The 23,772-nt window shown below is 48.0% G+C and carries 6 protein-coding genes; all 6 read left to right on the top strand.

Annotated elements, in window-relative coordinates:
* Window positions 1-561 precede the first annotated feature (561 nt).
* The 6 genes from MHN31_RS17715 (at window position 562) to MHN31_RS17690 (ending at window position 23,770) form a co-directional block, all read left to right on the top strand.
* Window positions 562-3,633: an efflux RND transporter permease subunit gene (locus MHN31_RS17715; protein WP_343224703.1), complete on the top strand. Its 3,072-nt coding sequence runs from the start codon at window positions 562-564 to the stop codon at window positions 3,631-3,633.
* The gene (locus tag MHN31_RS17710; protein WP_239444933.1) at window positions 3,634-4,395 is read left to right on the top strand and encodes an HlyD family efflux transporter periplasmic adaptor subunit; all 762 of its coding nucleotides are present in this window, start codon (window positions 3,634-3,636) and stop codon (window positions 4,393-4,395) included.
* Between the two features lie 2 nt (window positions 4,396-4,397).
* Entirely contained in the window at window positions 4,398-16,736 is a 12,339-nt protein-coding gene (locus tag MHN31_RS17705; protein ID WP_239444932.1) for a non-ribosomal peptide synthetase, read from the top strand.
* Between the two features lie 112 nt (window positions 16,737-16,848).
* Window positions 16,849-18,132: an ATP-grasp domain-containing protein gene (locus MHN31_RS17700; RefSeq protein WP_125562016.1), complete on the top strand. Its 1,284-nt coding sequence runs from the start codon at window positions 16,849-16,851 to the stop codon at window positions 18,130-18,132.
* A gap of 39 nt (window positions 18,133-18,171) precedes the next feature.
* The gene (locus tag MHN31_RS17695) at window positions 18,172-19,032 is read left to right on the top strand and encodes an oxaloacetate decarboxylase (protein WP_125562014.1); all 861 of its coding nucleotides are present in this window, start codon (window positions 18,172-18,174) and stop codon (window positions 19,030-19,032) included.
* A 157-nt stretch (window positions 19,033-19,189) separates the two neighbouring features.
* On the top strand, window positions 19,190-23,770 hold the full coding sequence (locus tag MHN31_RS17690; protein ID WP_239444931.1) for a non-ribosomal peptide synthetase: 4,581 nt from the start codon (window positions 19,190-19,192) through the stop codon (window positions 23,768-23,770).
* The last annotated feature ends 2 nt before the right edge of the window (window positions 23,771-23,772 follow it).

Below are 23,772 nucleotides of genomic sequence, written 5' to 3'. Positions count from 1 at the left end.
CCCATTTCACTTAATACCTACTCCATTTGAAGGAGCAAATAAGACGCTAATGGCGTTAAAAATTTCTCACTTAGAACCTTCACCTAAGGTATAGGTTCGTACATGTTTGCCACGCCTACTTGGACGTAGGTGCCTCAGCGATAGCAGGACACGGGAGCGGTGTTATCGACCCTATTTTCTCGCCTCAAAACAGAACACTTAATTAAGTAAATTGGTATTAGCAAACTCACCGACCAGAGTGAAAGCACACTCGATGCTTTAAAACATACCTCATTAATCTTTGTAAATGAGCTGGTGACTTTAAAGAATTTAAAGTGCTATATTTTTTACATCTTAGGGAATGGATAGCGCTTTTCTGAGCGCCAGCTTGAATATCATTATTGCTAAACTTGGCTTTTTTTGTTTTATTTATGTTTATCAAGTTAATTTTGTGGTGTTTTGTTTCTATTTTTGATAATGCAAGGTTTGGCCAGTTGTGTATCCTAGCTCTATTTTATTGACATTTGTTTTTCTCATGATACTTTTTTTGCGTTAAGTGAATGTAGTGTAGATGGACTTGTAGTGTTAAGTAGTTATCTTTATTCCAGAACATTGCTCTTTGTTACTTGCGTGTCCATATTCCTCTTCGGTTTAATTGGTGCCTATAAAAACAAAGTTCAGTTGTTGCCAGATGTTGAGCCTCCCAGGATCTCTTTTTCAGTGAAATGGCCTAATGCCAGTGAAGCATTTTTACTGGCCAATATCGTTGAGCCTTATGAAAAAGTGCTCAACAGTAAACTTAATACGCTTGAAACTATAAAAGTTACGTTTAGTGATGAAAGTGTCAGGTTCGAAGTTCAGTTTGAATACGGAACTAATCTTGAAACTACAGAGCAAAAGATGCGCACTTTGTTGTCTGGGGTGCGAGCATTTCCAACCTATGTTGCTCCGTTAAGGTTTCATCAAGGCGGTAACAATGTGTCGAATCAAGTTGTCGGCAGCTACTTCTTTACTTCAGAAAATGGTCAATTCACTCAGGCTCAGACTCAGTTAATCAAAGACATCGCTAAAAAACAGCTAGTCAGTATTTCGGGAGTGGAAAAGGCAGAACTGTTTCCTAACCTCGAGCAGCGAGTTGTTATCCGGCTTAAACCTGAGCAGCTAACGGCATTTGGGTTAACTCTTGGAGATGTACAGTCACGTGTTCGAACACTCTTGCAGGATTCAACGGGCACATTCGAACAAGATGCGTATTTATACACAGCAAGCTATCAAAGTGTTGACTCAATCAGTTCATTACAAAATGCAACTCTGGCAACCAAACTGGGGACTGTTATTCGTCTCAATCAAATCGCCAATGTCTCAGTTGAAGCTACACCTTCAAAATGGATGACTCGATTTAACGGACAATCGGGGATCCTGGTACGTGTTTTACGTCAGAAGCAGGCTGATCTGTTGACCATTCAAAACGCAGTTGACGAACAGCTTGCGCTTAATACCACTGCACTCGATGTGGTTGCGTTAAATTATGAAATCACCTTTGATACTGGCCTGTTTATCAAGCGAGCAGTGTGGATGATGGTAGAAGCCATTTCACTGGGATTTGCTTTGTCTTTGCTGGTGTCGTTTATCTTTTTTCGCAGGGTAATACCAACTCTGTTGAGCAGCCTTATCACCCTGTTATCGATTATGGGGGTCCTTGGTGTCCTTTATCTGTTCGATGTTTCAATCAATGTTATCTCTTTGGCCGGGATCACTTTCGCGATAGGTATGTTTGTAGATGGTGTCCTGATTTTAATTGAGTATCTCGACAGACAGCCACACGCACTCAAACGGTCTCCGCAAGCAATTTTTAATGCGATATCGACCATGATCCCTGCTTTATTAGCGTCTACGGTGACGTCTGTCGTGGTGTTTTTACCCATTATCTTTAGTGAAGGAGCGGAAGGGCAGTTATTTTCTGGTTTGTCACTGGCGTTTGTATCTGGGCTACTTATTTCTCTGGCATTGACCATTCTGATTGTGCCTGTGTTTGTGCACGCTTTTATGTCCGGCGAAGCAGGCCAAAAGGGTCGCTCTTTTGTGGCTGGTAAGTTGACGCATTTGGTTTTAAATAACATACCCGCCAGATTGGCGGTGATAGTTGTATCTACGGTGGTTTTTCTTTCATCGGCAATAATGTTGCTGCCCTCTTTGGGCTATTTACCTGATATTAAGCGTGATGCAATTGATGTTTATATTCCGCTTAAAAATACGGAGTCTAAGGAAAAAGTCAAAGAAGAGCTTGTTGAGCCATTAAATCGCCTTATTCCTCAATTAGTTGATGGGGATATTAAAAACTATTATGTGATTAGTCTGGGTCGGCTTGTTACCGTAGGTTTGCGCCTTGAGGACAACGAACAATTGCCTCAGACATTGGCGAAATTGAAGGCTGAGTTACCAGATGCATTTGCAAACTATAATGTCATCACAATCCATGGCAATTTATTCGGTGGAATTGAAGCAAAAAACAATCTAAAGATATATCTGCATGCGCATGATAAACAGTGGCTGGCGGCCAATCAGGACAATATTAAAGCACTATTTAATAAACACTTATCTGGCGTATCACTGCGTTTCAAACCCGATTTAACGGCACAAAAGAGTGTTTATAAAATTATCCCTAAATTCGACAACGCCAGTTTCATTGGTGTCAGCGAAGTCGAGCTTAAACAGTTATTTAAATCATTAACTCAGTCAAATTATCTTGAAACCTGGTCAATGAATGGCGAGGCCATCAACGTTTATATGACCCTCGGTGAGGGACAGTCTTTAAGTGAATATGCCAATGTGCCTTATGTCACACAGGCCGGGCGGCAGACCTATATAGGAGAACTTTTGGCGTTCGAGCAGACACAAGTCATTCCGTCACAAGTTCGCTTTAATAGCAGCTATGCCATTGAACTCAATATTGGGATCACCGATAAAGCCCTGTCTGTCAGTGACGTAATGAGCCAAATTGAACAACATATTGCGCCTGAGCTAACGGCGTTATTTGGTGACAAGGGACGGTTTGAATTAGAAGGCAGTGCTGCGAGCATCACGAAAGCTAAGCAGGCACTCAGCGGTATGTTTTTGTTTGTGGCTTTATCCCTGTTTGCAATCGTCACGTTCACCCTAAAAAACTATAAAGCCGGCTTGTATGTGCTTGCGAGTCTTATTACGCCGTTACTCGGAGGGGTGATAGCCATCATTTTACTTGAAGTGATGACTGGGATCCGACTCGATGTACTGAGTGTGATCGGGTTTATCATTATGCTTGGCACGGTTGCAAATAACTCAATTTTGCTGGTCGACACGGCTGCTCGTCTGGCAGAGTCTGGGTTGGCGCAATCACAGGCTATATTGCAGGCCATTGCGCAAAGGAAACGAGCAGTATTGATAAGCTCTTTGACAACCATTGCCGGGATGGTGCCGTTATTACTATTCCCGTCGGAAGCGGGACAGCTTTACAAGGGAATCGCCGCAATTATTATTGGCGGAATGGCGTTTAATTTACTCAGTATTTTTACAGTCGTTCCTGCTTTTATGGCCCAATTTGGCTGTAGCTCAAATAAATCCCCTGAAATCGAACAACAAGAAAAACATCAAAACGAGTATCAAGGAGCTGCTTAGATGAAATATTTGGTGGTCATGGCACTGCTTTGCCATGCAATCGGTGCTGCGTGCGCGTCAGAACTAAAACAGAGTCGTTTCCCTGCACAGGTCTACTCTAAACATAATTATGTTTTGTCTGTGGAGCTTTTCGGAACGTTGGAGATGGTGTTAGATGAGGGCGCTAAGTTTAAAAAAGGTGATACGGTGTTCCGCCTTGATACGTCCCTGGAGCAGGCTCAGTTAAAAGCATATCAGCAATTGGAACTGCTTACACAAGATCAGCTGGCGATCAATCGTACGATCTTTGCTAATTATAAGCAGATGCATGAAAGAAAGGCACTGAGTGAAGATCTGTTATCTGAAAAAGAACTTTCAGTCATTAACAGCGAAATTCAGCGCACGCGCAACTCTGTAGACATCGCACAAATGCGCAGTGCTATCAAAAGAAAGCAATTTATAGCGCCGTTCGACGGTGTCGTACTTGAACGCTTGTCCAGCCCTAGAGAAGTTGTACAGCAGGGTAAAAAAGTGGTCAGAATACTCAAAGACAATGATCTTTACCTCAAGGTAAAATTGCCTGTCTCCAGCCTGTCTAACTTTGCACTTGGTAAAGCGTCTGTGATCAACGGGCACTTGTCTTTGCCAATAGAGTTGGACTATGTATCTCAACAAGTTGATAAGCAGACGAATACTGTAGAGGTCAGCTACGCGTTACCTGATGCGCCGTTTAGGGTGAATGAGACCGTGATGATCACCATGCCATTGAACAAGGAGGTGTGATCATGACAACACAACTTAATGAAGCTCAGGCGCATTTTTTGTCTTTTTTTGTGCAGGTGCTTGGGCAGCCTCTGGGCTGGCAAGAGAACTTTTTTGAAGCCGGTGCCGACTCTGTTGATGTGATCACGCTAGTCGAACGACTCGAAGATGAGTGTGCTTTGTATGTTCCAGATAATCTGGTGTTTGAATATGAGACGCCAATGGCCATTTGGCAAGCGCTCGAAGAGAATGCACCGTTGGCACCTTTTCAGTCACCTGAGCATGCACAGGGGGATGTCCCAATTTCTGCCAGTCAGTATTCTTTCTGGCCCATCTATCAGGACCCGGATAAAACGCCCGCATACAATGTACCTTTGGTGCTAGAGTTGTCAGGAAGGGTGGATCTGGACAAACTCAAAGCGGTATTTCGTGATATTTATCTGGCACATGATGTGCTGCACAGCGTATTTCGCTATCAGCACAATGACGTGGTTATGTCTGCGGCCGTTGACCCGAACTGGTGTGTGACTGAGGTTGAGGCATCTGAGGATGATTTTGCTGAGTACATTTCAACTGAGATGGCCCATATTTTTGATCTGTTTTCAGGCCCTTTGTTTCGTGTCCAGATTGTCCGCTCTGGATCCGAGAAAGTGCTGGTTCAGCTCAATGCACCCCATATCATAATGGATGGTGTTGCTATGAACCTGCTTTGGCGTGAGTTCATCCAAAGGTATGAAAATAATTATAGGCCTAGCCCTGATCAATCAGATTACTTTGCTTATCTGGCAACTCAAAAAGTCGAAGACAACGCATTCTGGCAGCAGTACCTGAGTGGGTATCAGCCTTTTGCATTGCACTCCTTTGCGGAGCCTGCCAGGGACAACGCGTTTAACTGTCAACTGGCCTTAGATAACAAACTGAGCTCTCAGCTGGAGACGATGGCCAGTGAGCACAAAGTGTCAGTATTCACTGCCGCAATTCATGTTTTTGCTCACACTCTGGCACAGTATGTTGGTGAGCAAGAGGTGGTAATAAGTACCCCTTACGCTAACCGAACACAGCGCCAGACAAGAGCAACGATTGGTCAATTTGTGTCAATGTTGCCATTGCGTTTTCGCACCGCATCTCAATCGATATGGCAGCATGTGGACGAACAGGATAAAGCCATAAAGCAGGCAATGGCCTGCGCAGAGTTTGATTTAGCTGCACTCAGTGAGCAACTGGGACTAGCCAGTCAGGGAGGTATTCATCCTCTTCAGCAAGCCGTTTTTTCCTGGAAGTCTGGTTTACTGGAAGCTGATGATTTCGCTGCCGTTACTGTATCACGGCGCAATGACAGTCGGGCTGCGAGCAAGTTCCCGATTGCCCTAACCATGTACAAAGTGGGTGAGCAGTATCAGATGGACTGGGAGTTTGATACCCAGTTATTATCAAAATCAACCATTCAGGTGCTGCAATCTCGTTTTGAGCAGCTGGTAGCGCAAAACGGTGCACTGAGTTTTATCGATCAGACAGCCATTCCAGCAGACCCTGGGGTGACCGTCACACTGCCAGAACAGTTCAGTCAGGTTGTCGCACAATATGGTGATAAAACAGCTGTGCGACATGAATTACGCTCACTCAGTTATATTGAGTTAGATAAACACAGTAGTGCCATTGCTGCTTACCTTCAAGCACAGGGATACGGTCTTGGGGCGCCGATAGCTGTGGCCTTACCTCACGACTTGGAACTGATCATTGCCGTACTGGGTATCATCAAAGCGGGATGTGTATACGTCCCCTTATCGCTGAGGAACACGTCTGAGCAAAACTTAAAGATGATGCGCCTGGCACACTGTGATATGTGCTTCAGTGCACAGCAGGATTATACCGACATTACGCTCGCGTCGGTGTCGGAGATAATCGCAGCCGGTGCCGTCGATTACACTGATCCTCTCATTGCGCCTACCGCTGCGGCCTACATCAATTTTTCATCGGGAACCACTGGGGAGCCAAAAGGCATTGTATGCCCGCATCAGGGCATTACACGGATGGTGCTGAACCCCAATTATATGTCATTGAGCAGCGACACTATCATGCTCTGTACTTCCAGTATTGCTTTCGATGCATTTACGTTTGAGCTGTGGGGTGGGCTGCTCAATGGGGGCACTCTGGTTCTGAAAGAAAACGGCACCTTAGACACGCAGGGTTTACGCCAACTGGCAGCCGAGACTCAGGTCAATACTGCCTTACTGACCTCAGCATTGTTTAATACATTAGTCGATATTGATGTTGGGGCATTTGAGGGGATAACTCAACTCCTGGTGGGAGGGGATGTCGTCAGTGCCGGACACGTAGCCTCTTTGTATGCCAGCAATGAAAATATTCAGGTTATCAATGCCTATGGGCCGACCGAAAATACCACGATGACCAGTTGCTATTTGGTCCCCAGAAGTGTTGCGGCAGGGAGTAAATTGCCGATTGGCAGGCCGCTAAATGGTACTCAGGTTGTGATTTGTGATCCGCAAGGTCAGATCCTGCCGCCTGGTTTTACGGGTGAAATAGTGACAACTGGTGCTGGGTTGGCACTTGGCTATCTGGACAACGCGTTAAACGCAGGCAAGTTTATCGAGTTAAACATTGCCGGAAACACAGTACGGGCTTATCGTACCGGTGACTTGGGCTACTTTGATGCGCAGCATACTCTGCAATTTCTGGGGCGACGCGATCAACAGGTTAAAGTGAACGGCCAACGAGTTGAATTAGAGGCTGTCAATCACTGTGTCGCCCAACTGACCGGAACGCACACTGTTGAAACCTTGGTTATTAAAGCAAATGGCACGGGATTTTTAGTCAGTTTTGTCTCTGGCCAGAGTGTCGATATGGACGAAGATACGCTATTGTCGGCTGTTTCTGCACAGCTTCCTCCTCATCTGACACCGAACAGTATTCTGGGCATGGAAACCTTGCCTGTCACCTCAAATGGTAAGGTCGATAAACGTGCCCTGGAGCAGCATTATTATGCCCATACCGTGCGCCAAAATGCCGAGCCTGTCAGCCTTACGCCGGCGCAATCTGAACTGGCCGATATGTGGCGTGCAGAGCTGGGAGACGTTGCCTTACATCCTAGAGCGCACTTTTTTAAACTCGGTGGTAATTCTATTCTGGCACTGAAAGTAAAAAATCGGATCGAGCAGAAGCTGGGACACAGTATTGCGTTTTCTCGGTTGCTGACAGCACCGTTATTAATGGATATGGCGAAGCTGTTGCAAGCGAGGCAGCCGGAGCAACCTAGGTTCAATGAGTCCATGGATGAGGTTAACCGTGGCGTTGCCTTGTCGGCGCAACAGCAGGGGCTTTGGCCAATCTATCAGGATCCGACACTGAGTCCGGATTACAACATTGTATTTGCCATCGCCGTAGATGGTCCATTGGACACGGCCAGGCTGGAGCAGGTACTAAAAGATGTTTATGAGCAGCACGATGCGCTCCACGGCAGGTTTGTGCAAGATGGCGAGCAAGTATGGTTTGCCAGCCACTCCACTTCTCAGTGGTGTGCCCAGACCATCAGGGTGACACCCGAGACACAACAGGAGCACATTACACTGGAGTGTCAGCGGGTGTTTGGGTTATGCACTGATCCCTTGTTTGTCGCAAAAATTCTAAAGCAAGACACAAATACGCATACCGTGTTACTTAATATGCCGCACATTGTGAGTGATGGCTGGTCGATGAACAAATTATGGGCGGATATTGTGGCTCGTTACGAAGGGCTGGATAAGCCGGCACCTCAGCCTGGCTTCAAAGCGTATCTGGCCCAACAGGTCACTCCTGCAGACAACGCTGTGTGGCGCGATGTATTACAGGGATATGAACCGTTTAGCCTGCATAGTGTCTCAGTGCCACAACAGACTGGGCAATACGTTGTTCACTCGACTTTATCCGCACAACAGACTGAGGCATTGCGGAAACTTGCAGAGCAGTACGAATGCTCTGTATTTTGTGCTGCCCTGAGCGTGTTTGGTCAGAGTATTGCTCAGTATACGGGCAAAGACGATGTTGTTATTAGTACGCCTTTTGCCAATCGCCTGGACGCCCAGTTTGCTGAAGTCGTCGGTTTTATGGTCACTATGTTGCCGATCCGGATGCGGTGTGGCAATTTAACTCGGGATCAGCGTTTTACTCAGCTAAAACAAGACTTAACAAGTTTGTTTGATCACACTGATGTGGATATTAATCAGCTGGTGTCTGACCTGGCTTTAGCGGTTACAGAGGGGCACAATCCGCTTCAGGAGGTCGTGTTTTCGTGGCAGGAGAGCTTGTTATCGCTGGACGCATTCACTGATACGACAGTGTCCAAACAGGAGGTGATGCTATCTCGTGCTAAGTTCCCGGTATCACTCACGGCGTGCCAAAATGGTGATGAGACTGCGCTGAGGTGGGAGTTTGATACGACACGTATTTCCGCGCAGACTATCGAGCTATTGGATGAGTTGTTTAAGGCCAACTTGCTGGAGACATCTCATGTTAAAGCATTGGATGTATCGTTTGATGAACCACTGAAAGCAGACCTGAATCGCCGTTTTGCAACGGTCGCTGCTGAAAACGCCAATGCCATTGCCCTCAGGCAGGGCACACAAACACTGACTTACACACAGCTGGATGAGCTGTCGAATAACGTATGTGCTCATTTGCAGGCCGCGGGCGTTACTGCTGGCACCCGGGTAGGGATCACCCTTGCCCACGGACTTAAGCAGGCGATTGCCTTGCTGGGGATTGTGAAAGCGGGTGCTGTTTACGTGCCATTGGATATGTCAGATCCTGATGAGCGGTTAGTGAGCCTAATTGAGCTGTGTGAGATAACACATCATGTTCACGCCGAACAACCAATTGTGCATATCATTCACAATCACCCTATCTCAGCCTTACTTGAGCCGTCGGCTCAGCCTGTGTTAGTTGCTCAACTTGATGGTCCTGCGCCGTTATACATAAACTTTTCATCTGGCACTACGGGCGAACCCAAAGGCATTGAATGCTGTCATCAGGGAGTATTACGCCTGGTGGATCAGCCGAACTTTATGCGTTTAGATGCCGCTACTACCATGCTGTGTTCAGCACCACTGGCCTTTGATGCTTTTACTTTGGAATTCTGGGGGCCGCTACTCAACGGTGGTCAGGTCAGTTTTCGTCAGGCTGGACAGATCGACAATGCTGAGTTGAGCTACCAAATCCAGACATTGGGTGTTAATACAGCCTGGCTGACTTCGGCCTTATTTAACACCTTGGTAGACATTGACGTGAGTGCATTTAAAGGCCTTAAGACGCTCCTGGTTGGTGGGGATGTTGTGTCTCCTGCGCATGTTCAGCGTGCTTACCGTGAACATAGTGAGCTAAGCATAATCAATGGTTATGGCCCAACGGAAAATACTACTTTCACTTGTTGCTTTCATATTCCCAGAGACTGGCCACAACAAGCAAGCTTGCCTGTCGGGCAGCCTATTCAGGGGGGGGCAGTGCATGTACTCAATAATCGGGGAATGCGTTTGCCAGACGGTTGTGTGGGGGAAATTGCCGCTGCGGGACTAGGGCTGGCAACGGGCTATCTGGATAGCGCCCAAAATACCGGGCGATTCGCTTACCTTGAAGAGCAGGGTATACGCACTCGTATCTACAAAACCGGCGATCTGGGTTTTATTGATGTTCAGGGAGACGTGCACTTTATGGGACGCCGCGATGGCCAGCTTAAAGTGAATGGATTCCGGGTGGAACTGGATGCCATTGATCGAGTGCTGGCTGAGCAACGAGGAGTCCAGCAGGCACAGACAATCGCATATAAGCAGCAAACTCAACAGCAGTTGATTAGTTTCCTGGTTCTGGACGCAGAGACTATGTGCTTCGATGCAGATGAGGTCGCGCGGCTTATCAATGAGTATAAACCAGACATCAGTACTGCTTTGCCATCCTACATGCTGCCAAATACCATATTGGCTATACCGGCCTTGCCTGTGACGGCCAATGGTAAAGCGGACCGTCGTGCGCTGAAGCGTATTTATCAGCAATGGCTGACTACACGAACTCAGACAAGTCATACCGGGTTTTCTGCACTGCAAGCCACTGTTGCCCAGGTTTGGTGTGATATTCTGGGTTGCGTCGATGTCACGCTTTACGATCACTTTATGCAGCTGGGAGGGACGTCTCTTCTGGCGCTGAAAGTATCTCATCAGTTATCACAACAACTTGGTTTTGAGGTCAGCTTTATTGATGTGATGCAGAACCCCGTTTTGCAGCAGTTATGTGATGAGCTAGCTGCTCGCAAGTTGACGTTTAACCACACCAAAGAAGCCATTTTTAAACGCAATATCACAGCTGCACAGCTGGATGCACGGCAGATGCAGTTGTGGCCTTTGTACGTGCAAAAACAGGCCGCACATTACAATATACCATTGTGTTATGACCTCAAAGGGTCACTGAATACCCGCAGATTGTGCAGTGCATTTAAATATGAATATCTGCACAGGCAGGCGCTGCACAGTGTGTTTGAACAACGTGGCGATGCTATTTGTATGGTGCCCAGACCACAGCTTGACTGGCAGGTTGAGCTTCATCAAGGGACAGAATCAGACTGTGTTGCCTTGCTACACCGCGAGCAGCATAGAGTGTTTGATCTCAGTTCGGACCCTTTATTAACCGTGCACCTTATAAAGCTGACGGACGAGCACCATGTACTACTAATGAATACGCCACATATTGTCACCGATGGCATGTCGCTTGATGTGCTTTGGCAAAGCGTCGCTGAGGCATATAACTCGGGAATAGGCCGCAGTCAGAGTATTGATTTTTATGACTATGTGGATGCCAGTACACAAGGTGATTTGGATCAACATTACTGGCAAAGTCGGTTAGCAGGTTACGACCCTGTGACGTTACACAGCTTTGGCCGGACAAATACATCGGGACCTCGTCGCCATCGGGTGACTGTCTCGGCTGAGCATACCCGGTTGCTGAAAGAGGCTGCTCAATCTCATGATGTGAGCCTATTCAGCTATACATTACAACAATGGGGTCAGACGGTTGCAAGGTACCTGGGTGAGCAGGATTTAGTGATCAGTGTTCCCCTGGCCAATCGTCAGGACGCTCAATGGCAGTCAGTGGTCGGCTATCTGGCTTCGGTCGTGCCAGTCAGGTTAGATACCAGCCTGGCAGCACAGCCCTTTTATCAGTCTCTGCTGCGCGATTTAGATGCCCCGGCATGTGACTATCGGGCAATCTTACCCGAACTTGGGCTGCAGATGGCCGGAACAAGCCACCCTCTGCAACAGCTGGTGTTTTCCTGGCAAAGTGGTTTACAGCTATCAGCTGAATTAGACCAGCTAACCACATCGCGAAGGGATACATCGGGTGTCAGTGCCAAGTTCCCATTGAGTGTGTCCGTTACGGAGCAGGATGACACGCTCGTGATGCACTGGGAGTTTGATAATCACACTCTGAGCTTGTCAACTATCGAACAGTTACAGCTCATGTTCGTTGCGCAACTCGAAAATGCGTATTGCCGGGAGCTGCCAAAGTCTGTACCTCAGGCAAACTACCCTGACGTGATCACGGTCTTTGCAAAGCAGGTTGCACAGCACCCGGAGGCTATCGCCCTCAGAGCCGGTACCATGTCAATGACCTATCAAGCACTGTGGCAGCAAAGCAGTCAGGTGGCACACTATTTAGTTGCTCAGCAGGTTAGACCTGGTGAGCGCGTGGGTATCTGTATGGCACGTGAGCACAGTCTGGTACCTGCTATTATCGGTATTGTGATGGCCGGAGGCGTGTATGTACCTATGTCGGCAGAAGACCCCTCAGAGCGCTTGTCCGAACTAGCGACGCTGGCAAAAATAAGCCATTGTCTGGTTGATTTACCTCGGGAAGGGGCCTTTACTGCACATCAAATATCTGAGGTGCTTGCACAGACCACCGCGGTGCAGCCTCTGCCAGAGCGTTCCGGAAATGACCCAATTTATATTAACTTCTCGTCCGGGACTACAGGCAAGCCCAAGGGAATTGAATGTGTGCATCAGGGGGTGACACGACTGGTGTGCGCGCCGGACTTCATGCAGCTGAACACACACACCCAGATGTTGTGTGCAGCGGCTCAGACGTTTGATGCTTTCACCCTTGAGTTCTGGGGGCCTTTACTGAATGGCGGTTGCTTGCATTTGCTGACAGAGCCGCAGCTCAATGGCGCATTATTAAACACCTACAGTGAAACCAATGGCGTGTGTACCGCATGGCTCACAGCTGCGCTATTTCATACCCTAGTAGACATCGACCCCAGTGTGTTTAAACACCTTAAACAATTGCTGGTCGGTGGCGACGTCGTTTCGCCTGCTCATGTTCAGAAAGTTTATGCAGTCAACCCGCAGATTGACATTATCAATGGTTATGGACCAACTGAAAATACGACCTTCACGACCTGTTATCGGATCCCAAGAGATTGGCCAGCAGATGAAGCATTACCCGTAGGTAAGGCCATTCAGGGGACTGCTGTTTATGTTATGGATGCACACAGGCAGATACTCCCTCATGGCTGTGTAGGTGAGATAGTGACGTCAGGTTACGGTCTGGCTAAAGGCTATCTGGAAATAGCATTGAATCAGGATAAGTTTATTACCCTGTCGCTACCCACAGGAGACGGTCGGGCCTACAGAACCGGTGACTTCGGTTACTTTGACAGCGAAGGGTTGCTGCGTTTTGTCGGGCGTAAGGATCATCAGGTCAAAGTGAACGGCTACCGTATTGAGCTGGATGCCATTGATAGAGCGTTACAAACGCTGGAGCCGGTGGAGTCAGCACTGACACTGGCAATAACTCAGGGGAATAGCCAGATTCTGGTAAGCTTCGTGGTTGCCCCCAATTTGCCTGTACAGCCGGACGGGGCGGCACAATTGCTGCACCCGTTGGCTAATCTGCTACCTGGTTATATGCAACCAGGCACGCTAATCCAGTTACCCGCACTTCCTTTAACTGCGTCCGGTAAAGCGGATCGCAAACGACTCACTGACATTTACGCTCAGTGGCAGGCTAACACCCAGCAAAGCGATCGTCAGATGACACCGACAGAGTGCTGTGTGGTATCCATCTGGAAGGAGGTGCTGGGTGTTGAACAGATTTTTGCACAGTCACACTTTTATCAATTAGGCGGTAACTCGTTGCTAATGTTGAAGGTTCATGCGGCGCTCAGCGAGCAGTTGGAGCAAGATGTTCCTCTGACTACGCTGATGCAAAATCTTACCGTAGCCACCTTGGCCCGTGCGTTAGAGGCGTTAACGAGTCAGGCTGTGGCAGTGTACCCGGAGGGCATCGATGACTTTGAAGAGGGTGCCGCTTTACGATTGACTGCCCAGCAGGAGAGTCTGTATCTGGCAATGGCCAAACATCCTGACAGTGCCTATAACGTCCCTTTATTTGTTCCAGTGGATACAACATACAGCACGGCACATATTTTGGCGTGTGTCACAGCGTTGCTAGACGCATACCCTTCACTGCGTTTGTGCCTTTCGGAATCTGCAAACGGTGTTACGCAAACGGCACTACCAAGTCATGAGGTTGCACTGAATCATACTCGTATGAGCCAGCAACAGTGGCAGGAGTTTAGACATACAGCTAACAGTGCACGTATTGACCTGAGCCAGTGTGTTTCCGATATACAGCTGGTTGATGTGGATAATGGTACGCGCTGGTTGTGTTTGAATGTGCACCATATTGCGATTGACGGACAGTCCGCTGCGCCACTGATTAATGCGCTTTCCCGCGTGCTACAGGGTGAGTCTTTACATCAGGATACGGGCTTTATGCGGCAAGCGAAATGGCAACAAAGTGACGACTACCAGGCATTGCTAGCTACTCAGTTGCATTACTGGTCAGACAGACTTGCAGGATTACCAGAGTTTACCGGGGTAAGCTACCTGAGCACGCCGGATAACGCCCGCCCCGCGGCATATCTGGATACTACATTCTCCTCTGAACTCAGCACAGCGGTGACGCGTCTGGCTCAACAGCTGGAGATCAGTGAATTTACCTTTTGGTCCGCTATTGTGACTTATGTGTTGGGACGTCTAAATCAGACGACTTACGCCAGTGTGCTAACGCCAGCTGCAAATCGTCAGTTTGCTGAAGACCGCAACAGTGTTGGGTATTTTGCTAACACCGTTTTACTTTATGCTCATTGGGATGAACAGAGTAGCATCTCCAGTTACTTACAAAACTGGCAATCCCGGATCACTGACGATCTGTGTCATCAGGCTGCTCCCATTGATCGTGTTCTGGCGCAACGAGCACTGCAACAGGCTGCACCAGAGGGGGCGCCGGGCGTCATGTTTAGTTTCCTGGCAGGCGGAGAACCTCCGTTTGAAACAGGGCGTAATAGTGAAGTGAAGGTTGATCTGGGGATTAGCATTCGTAAAGGTACCGACAGTACCCACTTAACGCTCGAATACAGAGCTAATGCATACAGTGCACAGATGCAACGTGCATTGGCTGATACAATTAGCCTGGTTGCTGAGCAGTTTGTCTCTGCAGATACTTTGACGTTAGGTGAAGTAGCTTTATATCAGGGGATGATGGCAGGTGATACGCTGGCACCTGACTATGTGCATAACATTGCTGATGTGATTCTGACCAAGGCGCTGATGCAGCCTCGTAGTTTTGCATTGTCATGTCAGGCTGAGCGCTATACCTATCAGGAAGTCGCTGAGCAGGCGCAGAGCATAGCAGCCAGCCTGCAGCACCGGGGAATTGTAAAAGGCGACCGTGTTGCGGTGCTGATGGGACGCCATGCTGGACTGCCTATTACGCTGCTGGGGATCTGGCTTGCGGGAGGAGTTTATGTGCCACTGGATCCGGACTACCCTGAGTCACGAACAGAATACATTTTGCAAGATACTCAGCCCAAGTTGGTGATTTGTGACAGTAAGACACAGTATCAGTCTGAGCAATTTACCCTGGTTGAGCAGTCCATGCTTACCTCATCGACTGGACAGGCCCTGCGCACGTTAGTGCGTGTTACTGAGTCCGATCTCTCCCATCTGATCTATACATCAGGATCAACCGGAAAGCCCAAAGGCGTTATGGTTCGTCATGGCGGCGTACTGGCGTTGCATCAGTGGGCCAAAGCTTACTACACACCGGCGGAGCTGGCTCTGGTTTACGGTGGTACATCTGTTTGCTTTGACTTATCCGTGTTTGAGATTTTTATTACCTGGAGTCTTGGCGGGCAGTTGCACTTTGCGAACAACGCACTGCAATTGCTGGATGATGCATCTGAATTGCCGATTACTCTGCTTAATACCGTGCCTTCAGTACTCACAGAAGTGCTGAAACACCAGCCTCTGAGTGACACTGTGAAAGTGGTCAACCTGGCTGGAGAGCCTTTGCCCCCTGAACTGGCAACCACACTCTATGAGCAGCAGCCAAAGTGCCGGGTGGTCAACTTGTATGGTCCGAGTGAGGACACGACCTATTCTACCTATTATCAGGTACCGAAAGAACAGTCTGAACCTATGCTAATTGGTGCGCCACTGACAGGCACACAGGCTTTTGTGGCCGATCAGTCAGGCCGGTTGATGCCGCCTTTATTCAGTGGCGAATTGTATTTAAGCGGTGCCGGATTGGCACGAGGTTATTGGGACCGGGAGGACCTGACAGCCGAAAAATTCGTCACTCTACACGGCAGCCTGAGCTATAAAACGGGCGATCTGGTGCGTGATATGGGCCAGGGGCAATATGCCTACCTTGGCCGTATTGATAACCAGGTTAAGCTCAATGGATTTCGCATAGAACTAGATGAAATTGATAATGTGTTGCTCCGTTGTGACGGTATTGTCGAATCCTGTTCGATTGTGGTTGAGCTGCCCGCTGGCAAGCAGATAGTGTCTTTCGTTGTGACAAATGGGATGTTCATGGACCTCAATCTTGCTTATCAGAGGGCAGGTGAGTACTTACCACCATACATGGTGCCGGCGCATATTCAGCTGATAGATACTATGCCTAAGACGCTGTCTGGCAAACAGGATCGTAACGCATTGCAGCAACAGGCTCAGACGCTTGAAAGTCCGGTCTGTGAGATAGACTGGTCTAAGTATTCAGCAACGGTCAAGTGGTGCTGCGAGCTATACCGTGAGCTGCTCGGCTCAGACGTGATCACGCCACAAAGTGGGTTTCTTGCTTGCGGAGGTAACTCATTGTTGGTGGTGTCGGTGATTAAGCGTATCAACTCGGAATTTGAAGTTGAAATATCGTTTGCGGATGTCTTTGCTGCCTCAACACCTGAGCAGCTTGGAGCCGTTATTGATGGCCTTGGCGTGGAAGATAACGCCGACGACGAGTTAATTTTGATTTAAGTGTGCACCGGGGTATCCGGTAAATACATCCGATTGACAGGATATAGAGTGGCGCTCAGGTAGCCACAAAAGCAAAAATAGTGAAACAAAAACAACCCAATAAGGAACGTCAATGTTAGACAAGTACCAACAAAATGGAAGCAAAGTACTCTTATACCTAGATACCCGGGAGCTCCCTCTGGAGAGAAAACAGGAGATAGCTGCGGCAAAACAACAGGGTTACAAGATACTCATGGCGACCCCAACCCCGCGCGCTTACGATGCGTATTGTCTTGACTACGTGCTGGACGTAAATGTCGGTAATTTTGCTGAAGCTGAGCCGGTGATTCTCGACTATATCGCGACACATAAACTCAATGTGACCGGTATTTTGGTCTGGAAAGATCGCGAAGTCGTACTGGCATCCAAACTAGGACAGGCACTGGGATTACCCCATACCACACCTGAGCATGCTGAAAATGTTCGTGATAAAAGTAAAACACGTGCCTTACTGGAGAAGTTTCCGGGTCTGAATCCTCGCTTTTCAGTGGTAAGAGATGAAGCTTCTTTCATGAGCGGATTAGCTGAAGTAGGCGTTCCCGCAGTATTAAAACAAGCTGGTAATTCAGGTAGTCGTGGTATGTGTGTGATCACTGACCTGGAAACGGCTCTGGATAAGTACCGCGAAGTGGTTGCTGTTAACAAACAGCAGGCCGGTGATATGTATCATTACTATGAAGATATCATGCTACTGGAGCAACGCCTGACAGGCAGTGAACACTCTCTAGCTGGGGTTGTGGCCGATGGCGAGGTGATCACATTTACCATTGCTGATAAGAAGTTTGATACAAGTCTGCCTTTGCAGTATGAAAATGTAGTACCCTCTAAGTTAGCAGTTGATCTACAAACAGAAATTGTAGCACAACTGAAACAAGCTGTAGCTGAAACAGGTATAAATTGGTGCGGCTTCCATGTCGATTTTATGATCACCGAAGCAGGCCTGAAGATCCTGGAAATTGGCGGTCGTCTGGGTGGTGAGATGATTAACTCTCATCTTATCCCACTGACCCTGCCTGGTGTCAGCAGTTACGCTGCACTGATTGAGGTTGTGCAGGGTAATAACCCGCTTGCACATACGGATTACACCCAGCTTGCTCACTCCCGTGCTGCATCTCGTGTTGTGATGCCAACAGCGAAAGGCGTGATAAGTAAGATCGAAGGGGTACAAAATGTGATCAAAGATCCCCGTTGCCGCGAGTTTATGCAAACCTGGGGTGTGGGAGATGAAATGGTCTATCCGGACGTCAAATTCAAAGGGTATGAAATCGGCTACTTTATCGCTCAGGTTGGCCTGGATGACGATATTGAACAGGCTATCGAAGCACTGAATAACAAAATAACAATCACAATTGAATAGAATTTTCTCACAGGATAGTTCTACACAGAGGCAAGCGAAATGAAAAAAACAACTCTTTTAAGACAAATGCTAAATGACCAAAACATCCACATTGCACCGGGTGTCTTTGATGGAATGAGTGCACGACTGGCAGAGCAGACAGGCTTTGATGTCATTTATGCCAGTGGTGGTGCGATTGCCCGAAGCTGTGGTTTCCCGGACATTGGTATCATCAGCTTTACTGAAGTCATGAATCGCGTTGGTCAGATGGCGGAAGTTACGAAAGTCCCTGTGATTGCGGATGCGGACACAGGGTTTGGTAATGCAATTAATGTCAGCCGAACAATCAAAGCGTTCGAGCGTGCTGGCATTGCTGGTGTGCACCTGGAAGATCAGACGTTCCCGAAACGTTGTGGTCACCTTGATGATAAATCACTGATCAGTGCAAAAGAAATGGCACACAAAATTCGTGTAGCTAAAGACAGCCAAACTGATGAAGACTTTGTGTTGATCGCGCGCACCGATGCCATCGCCGTTGAAGGGTTTGATGCGGCTATTGAGCGCTCACAAATGTATATGGAAGCGGGTGCTGATGTGATCTTCGTTGAAGCGCCTGAAACTATCGAGCAGATTGAGCTGATCGCTAAACATATTCCACAACCTAAACTTATCAACATGTTCCACAGTGGTAAAACCCCTCTGGTACCAAAAGAGCGCTTACAAGAGCTAGGCTACAAGTTTGTTATCATTCCATCCGACTTGCAGCGTGCCACGATTCAGGCTTGTCAGAATACTCTGAGCACCATTTTAAAATATGGCGACAGTGGCAGTATTGCTGACAGCATGGCGTCATTTTCTGACCGAGAGCAAATCATCCGTACTAAGGATTACCTGGCCATCGACGACGGTTATGAAAAATAACCGTTAGCTCGGGATAAACGAGCCAGGGGGGCTCAGCTAAGTTAGCTGAGCACTTCTCCCAATACGTTAATGAAAAAAATCATGGGCCTGTTTGGCTTCGGCCTCATGCGGCCAAAATTTAATGATTTATCAGCTCTGTGGGAAAGTGGAGTTAAATGTGAAAAAAAGAACAATAAAGGAATTGTTGCAGCGAGTATGGCAGGCAGGTTGTCAGCTGACGCTCAAATCGCAACAGCTAGCTCTAAGTGGAAATACCAAGAATATCGACCGTGCACTGTTACAGGAAATCAAAGATCACAAAAGCGATATTATCAGTTACCTGAGTAACACGAGTGACAACCTGGTACTGACGGATCAACGACCAGCTCAGTTACCACCGACTGCTAGTCAGTCTTCACTGTGGATGGCGCACAAGCTGGCTGAACTGGGTAACGCCTATTCAATGCCGTTAGTTAAAACATTCGATAGCTTGCTGGATATTCAGCGGGTTGAGCAGGCTTTTCAGGCCTTGCAGATTCGTCATGAAGCGTTACGTACGAATCTTGAAGACACAGACGGCGATGTATACCAGGTGATCCATCAGACGGCGAGAGCCTCTGTAGTGCATCTGACGCAGGAAGCAGATTTATCTGCACAGGTACAAAGATTATTGGCGGTGCCTTTTTCGTTGCAACAGGAACCGTTGATCCGGCTGTATTGCATACGGGGTGAAGCGCAGACGACCCTAGTGTTTAATATGCACCATGTCATCAGTGATGGTGTGTCTTTGGGTATTCTTAGCCAGGAATTCGCAAAATTATATCATGGCGAGGCCTTGTTACCGCTGACCTACCATTATGCGGATTATGCTGTTGCACAGGCAGCCTGGTTGGACTCGCCTAAGTTGCATGCAGCGGTCAGTGCCCTATGCGGGCCTCTACAAGATCTGCCTGATTACACTAACCTACCGATAAAAACGGCGCGCACCGCTGAGCGTTCAACACTCGGGGAAACCTATTCGTTTGCCATTGAGGCGGCGCATACCAAGCTGGCTGGTGAGGTGGCTAACCGCGCGCAAGTAACCCGGTTTACAGTCATGATGGCAGCCTTTTTCGTGATGCTGAATAAGGTCAGTAGCCAGGACTCTCTGTGTATCGGTGTGCCATTTTCAAATCGTCAGGCAAACCACACCGACGACATGCTGGGGTTATTTGCCAACACGCTGCCAATTGCCGCTCATATTTCTGGCCAGCTGGGCTTTAGTGAGTTTGTTGAGCAGTTGCAGACGCAAATTCTGGATACCTATGAATGGCAGGGTGTACCACTTGATCTCATGCTTAATGAGCTGAAACTCAAACGCAGTGCGACTTATGCACCGCTGTTTCAGGTGATGTTTGCTTACCAGAATATCGCGGCGGATCCTTTAGTGCTGGACGGTGTTAGCAGCAAAGACATTGAGTTTGATGTTAGCCATATCAAGTACGATTTGAAGTTGACAATAATTGAAGAGGACGACGAGTTGCGCGCTGTGTTTGAATACAGTAGTGCATTGTTTGAACGCGACACCATAGTGCAGCTAGGTCATAACTACCTGCAAGTGTTGTCTAACCTTGCATCGGCCGCTCCGTTGTCTCAATGGTCGCTGTTAAGCGAAGCTGATCAGAGTCAACTATTGGAACACACGAGCAATCGCTCGAATGACACGCCTGTTAGCCCCTTGTGCTTACATCAGCTTTATGAGCAGCAGGTCAAGGCACAACCAGACTTTGCAGTATTGAAGTGTGGTAGTGAGACTTTGAGTTACGCGGCGCTTGATAGCAGAGTAAATCAGCTTGCCAATGGGCTGATCGCACTGCCCGGTTACCAGGCTGGCAAGCTCATCGGTGTGTGCACCGATCGCAGTTTTGACATGGTTGCGGCCATCCTGGCTGTACTCAAAGCCGGCTGTGCTTACGTGCCTTTAGACCCGGAATATCCGTCTGACCGCATCGCTTATATTTGTAAAGACGCAGCGTTGGAGTTGGTGCTGACTCAGCCAGAATTGAGTGCACAGTTTGAGGCCATGGGAGTTACGCCGCTGAATGTCAGTGATACTCATGGCGAACTCTGGTATCAGGCTTATAGCAGTACAGAGCCTGATACAGCGGCTCAGGTAACAGCAGATCAACTTGCCTATATCATCTATACCTCTGGTTCAACGGGTAATCCGAAAGGGGTGATGGTTGAGCATGGTAATGCCGTGGCAATGCTTGAATGGGCAAAGCGTACGTACTCAGAGCAGGAGCTGGCTAAGGTATTGGCTAGCACGTCGTTATGTTTTGACTTGTCTATTTATGAGTTGTTCTTGCCGCTGTGTTTCGGTTCTCAATGTGTGATCGTCGATAACCTAATTGCGTTGTTGGCGGAGCCGGTCGAAGTAACGCTGATTAACTCAGTACCTACCGCCATTGAGCTGATCCTGGAACAGGACGGATTACCGTCCGAAACATTGGTAGTGAACTCCGCTGGTGAACCTTTGTCAGCCACGTTGGTGAATAAATTACTATCGGCTGGGGTGACTAAAGTGTGTAACCTCTATGGGCCTTCTGAAGACACCACTTACTCAACGTATGCAGAGTTTACATCACCGCTGAGCGCTGCGCCCAGTATTGGCCGGGTCATAGACAATACTCAGGGTTACGTATTGTCAGAACACAACCAGCTGCTGCCTTTTGGGGCGGTAGGAGAGTTGCATTTGACTGGTAAAGGGCTGGCCCGTGGCTACCTGAATCAGCCACAGCTAACAGACGACAAGTTTATTACGAACCCTTTCTATCACCCTGAATGTGCCTCGACCAGTGATCGTATGTACAAGACCGGTGACTTAGTACGCTATTTGCCCAGTGGTGAGCTGGAGTATATTGGTCGTGCTGATGAGCAGGTAAAACTGCGCGGCTACCGGATAGAACTCAATGAGATTAAAGCGCAGGTTGAATCTCAGCAGGCGGTTGAGTCAGCACTGGTGGTGGTACGTCAAAGTGGCACTCAAAAACAGCTGGTGGCATATCTAAAACCAGCTTGTGAGGATTTTACCCCTTACTTGGCACCGCTTAAGGCAGCACTCGAATCCCAGTTACCTGGTTATATGGTGCCGGATGCTTTTGTGGTACTCGAGAACTGGCCGCTATTACCAAATGGTAAAATTAATAAACGCGCCTTACCCGAGCCGGAGCTTACTAACCTGACTGACAATTATGTGGCGCCACAGACGCAACTGCAGACTGAATTGGTGGCCTTGTGGTCGACGCTACTGAGTCTGCCTGAGAGTGAAATTGGTATCCGTCACAACTTTTTTGAGCTCGGAGGTAACTCCATTTTGGTGGCCAAAATGTTGTCTTCTATCGCCAAGCAATATCAGGTTTCTATATCGTTTACCGATGTGTTTAATAACGCAGCGATTGTTGAGCTGGCTCGCTATATTGAACAGGGTGAATTGTCTGATCTGCCGCAGCTATGCAATACAGATCCTGTTGATTCATTACCTGCATCACCGCAACAGATCCGTTATTTCGAAACCTATAACATAGATGCCCCAACGTCTAAGCGGATGACGAATACCTTTGACTACTGGGAAGACATTGAGATTTTGCAGCAGGCGGTTCAGGTTCTGGTTGAGCAAAACGATATTTTCCACACGGGTTACGACTTTGATGAGCAAGGCAAGTTGCGCATTTCATTCAATCCTAACCCGGTGGTAGAGCCCATTTTCTTTACACAAGAAGTGGAAAGCGACCATGAATTGCAAAAAGCTATGTATGGACGCATTGCTCAGGAAACATTTGAGCTGGCTCACCCACCGCTACTCAAACTATTGATCTGCAAGTCGCCTAACGGTGGTGGTCATGCGGTGATAGGGATCTTTAATGGGATCCTGGATGCCTACTCGGGCGGTCTGGTGACGACTGAAGTTCGACGACTTTATAACCTGATTGCTGAAGGGAAAACCTGTGCAGCGCCGGATGTTGCCTATCGGGACTTTGTGCAGTGGCAATATGCCCTGACGGACAGTGAAAAATACACTGAAGCCCGCACATTCTGGCGCACTCAATATCCTGACGGGTTCACGCCTTTTTATCTGACCGATCACCCTCAGGGTAGTCAGGGCGGCACCATGTTCGCGTTTTTACTGGGCGAAACTTTGTCAGAGCAGGCTGCAGCAAAAGCAAAGCAAACGGAATCAAGCTTGTTTAACTTTTTGCTTGCTAACTTCGTGGAAGTGGCAAGCGGCTGGTATAAGCGCGATGACGTGTCGGTAGGTCTGTTATATCACGGCCGCGATCAGGCCGAACTGGAAGATAAAATTGGTTACTTTGTTGACTTGTTATGTCTCAAAGCAGAGTACCAGGCAGGCCAGCCATTTGCGCAGTTGGTAGAGCAGGTTAATAAAAACCTCTTTGAAAGCATAGATAATCGCATTTATCAGTACCAGGATTTGGCTGCTGATTTTGGTCAGTCACTGACGGAGCCACGTTTTCCATTGACGGGATTTCACGTCAACAATGTCATCGTACCTGGCGAGGAGAAGCAAGTCCCGGCGCACTTCGAACAGCAAACAGCGCCGCTGCCCTATGAACCTAAGTTTGACTTCAACATTTATGTTCATGAATCAAACCGCGGCATTTTAATCCGCATGGCGTACGCAAACCGCATCTTAACCGCAGAAGAGGCAGAGCAGTTTGTTACCACCTTCAAAAATACCGTTAATAAAAATAGTCAATAAGG

This window comes from Pseudoalteromonas sp. McH1-42, from assembly GCF_022347845.1.
Classification (GTDB): Bacteria; Pseudomonadota; Gammaproteobacteria; order Enterobacterales; family Alteromonadaceae; genus Pseudoalteromonas; species Pseudoalteromonas rubra_D.
This window is presented reverse-complemented; position numbering and strand designations above follow the sequence as displayed.

Bases quoted from the DNA above. Each gene is read 5' to 3' on its own strand.
- MHN31_RS17710 (WP_239444933.1), top strand. From the start codon at position 3,634: ATGAAATATTTGGTGGTCATGGCACTGCTTTGCCATGCAATCGGTGCT.
- MHN31_RS17705 (WP_239444932.1), top strand. From the start codon at position 4,398: ATGACAACACAACTTAATGAAGCTCAGGCGCATTTTTTGTCTTTTTTT.
- MHN31_RS17700 (WP_125562016.1), top strand. From the start codon at position 16,849: ATGTTAGACAAGTACCAACAAAATGGAAGCAAAGTACTCTTATACCTA.
- MHN31_RS17695 (WP_125562014.1), top strand. From the start codon at position 18,172: ATGAAAAAAACAACTCTTTTAAGACAAATGCTAAATGACCAAAACATC.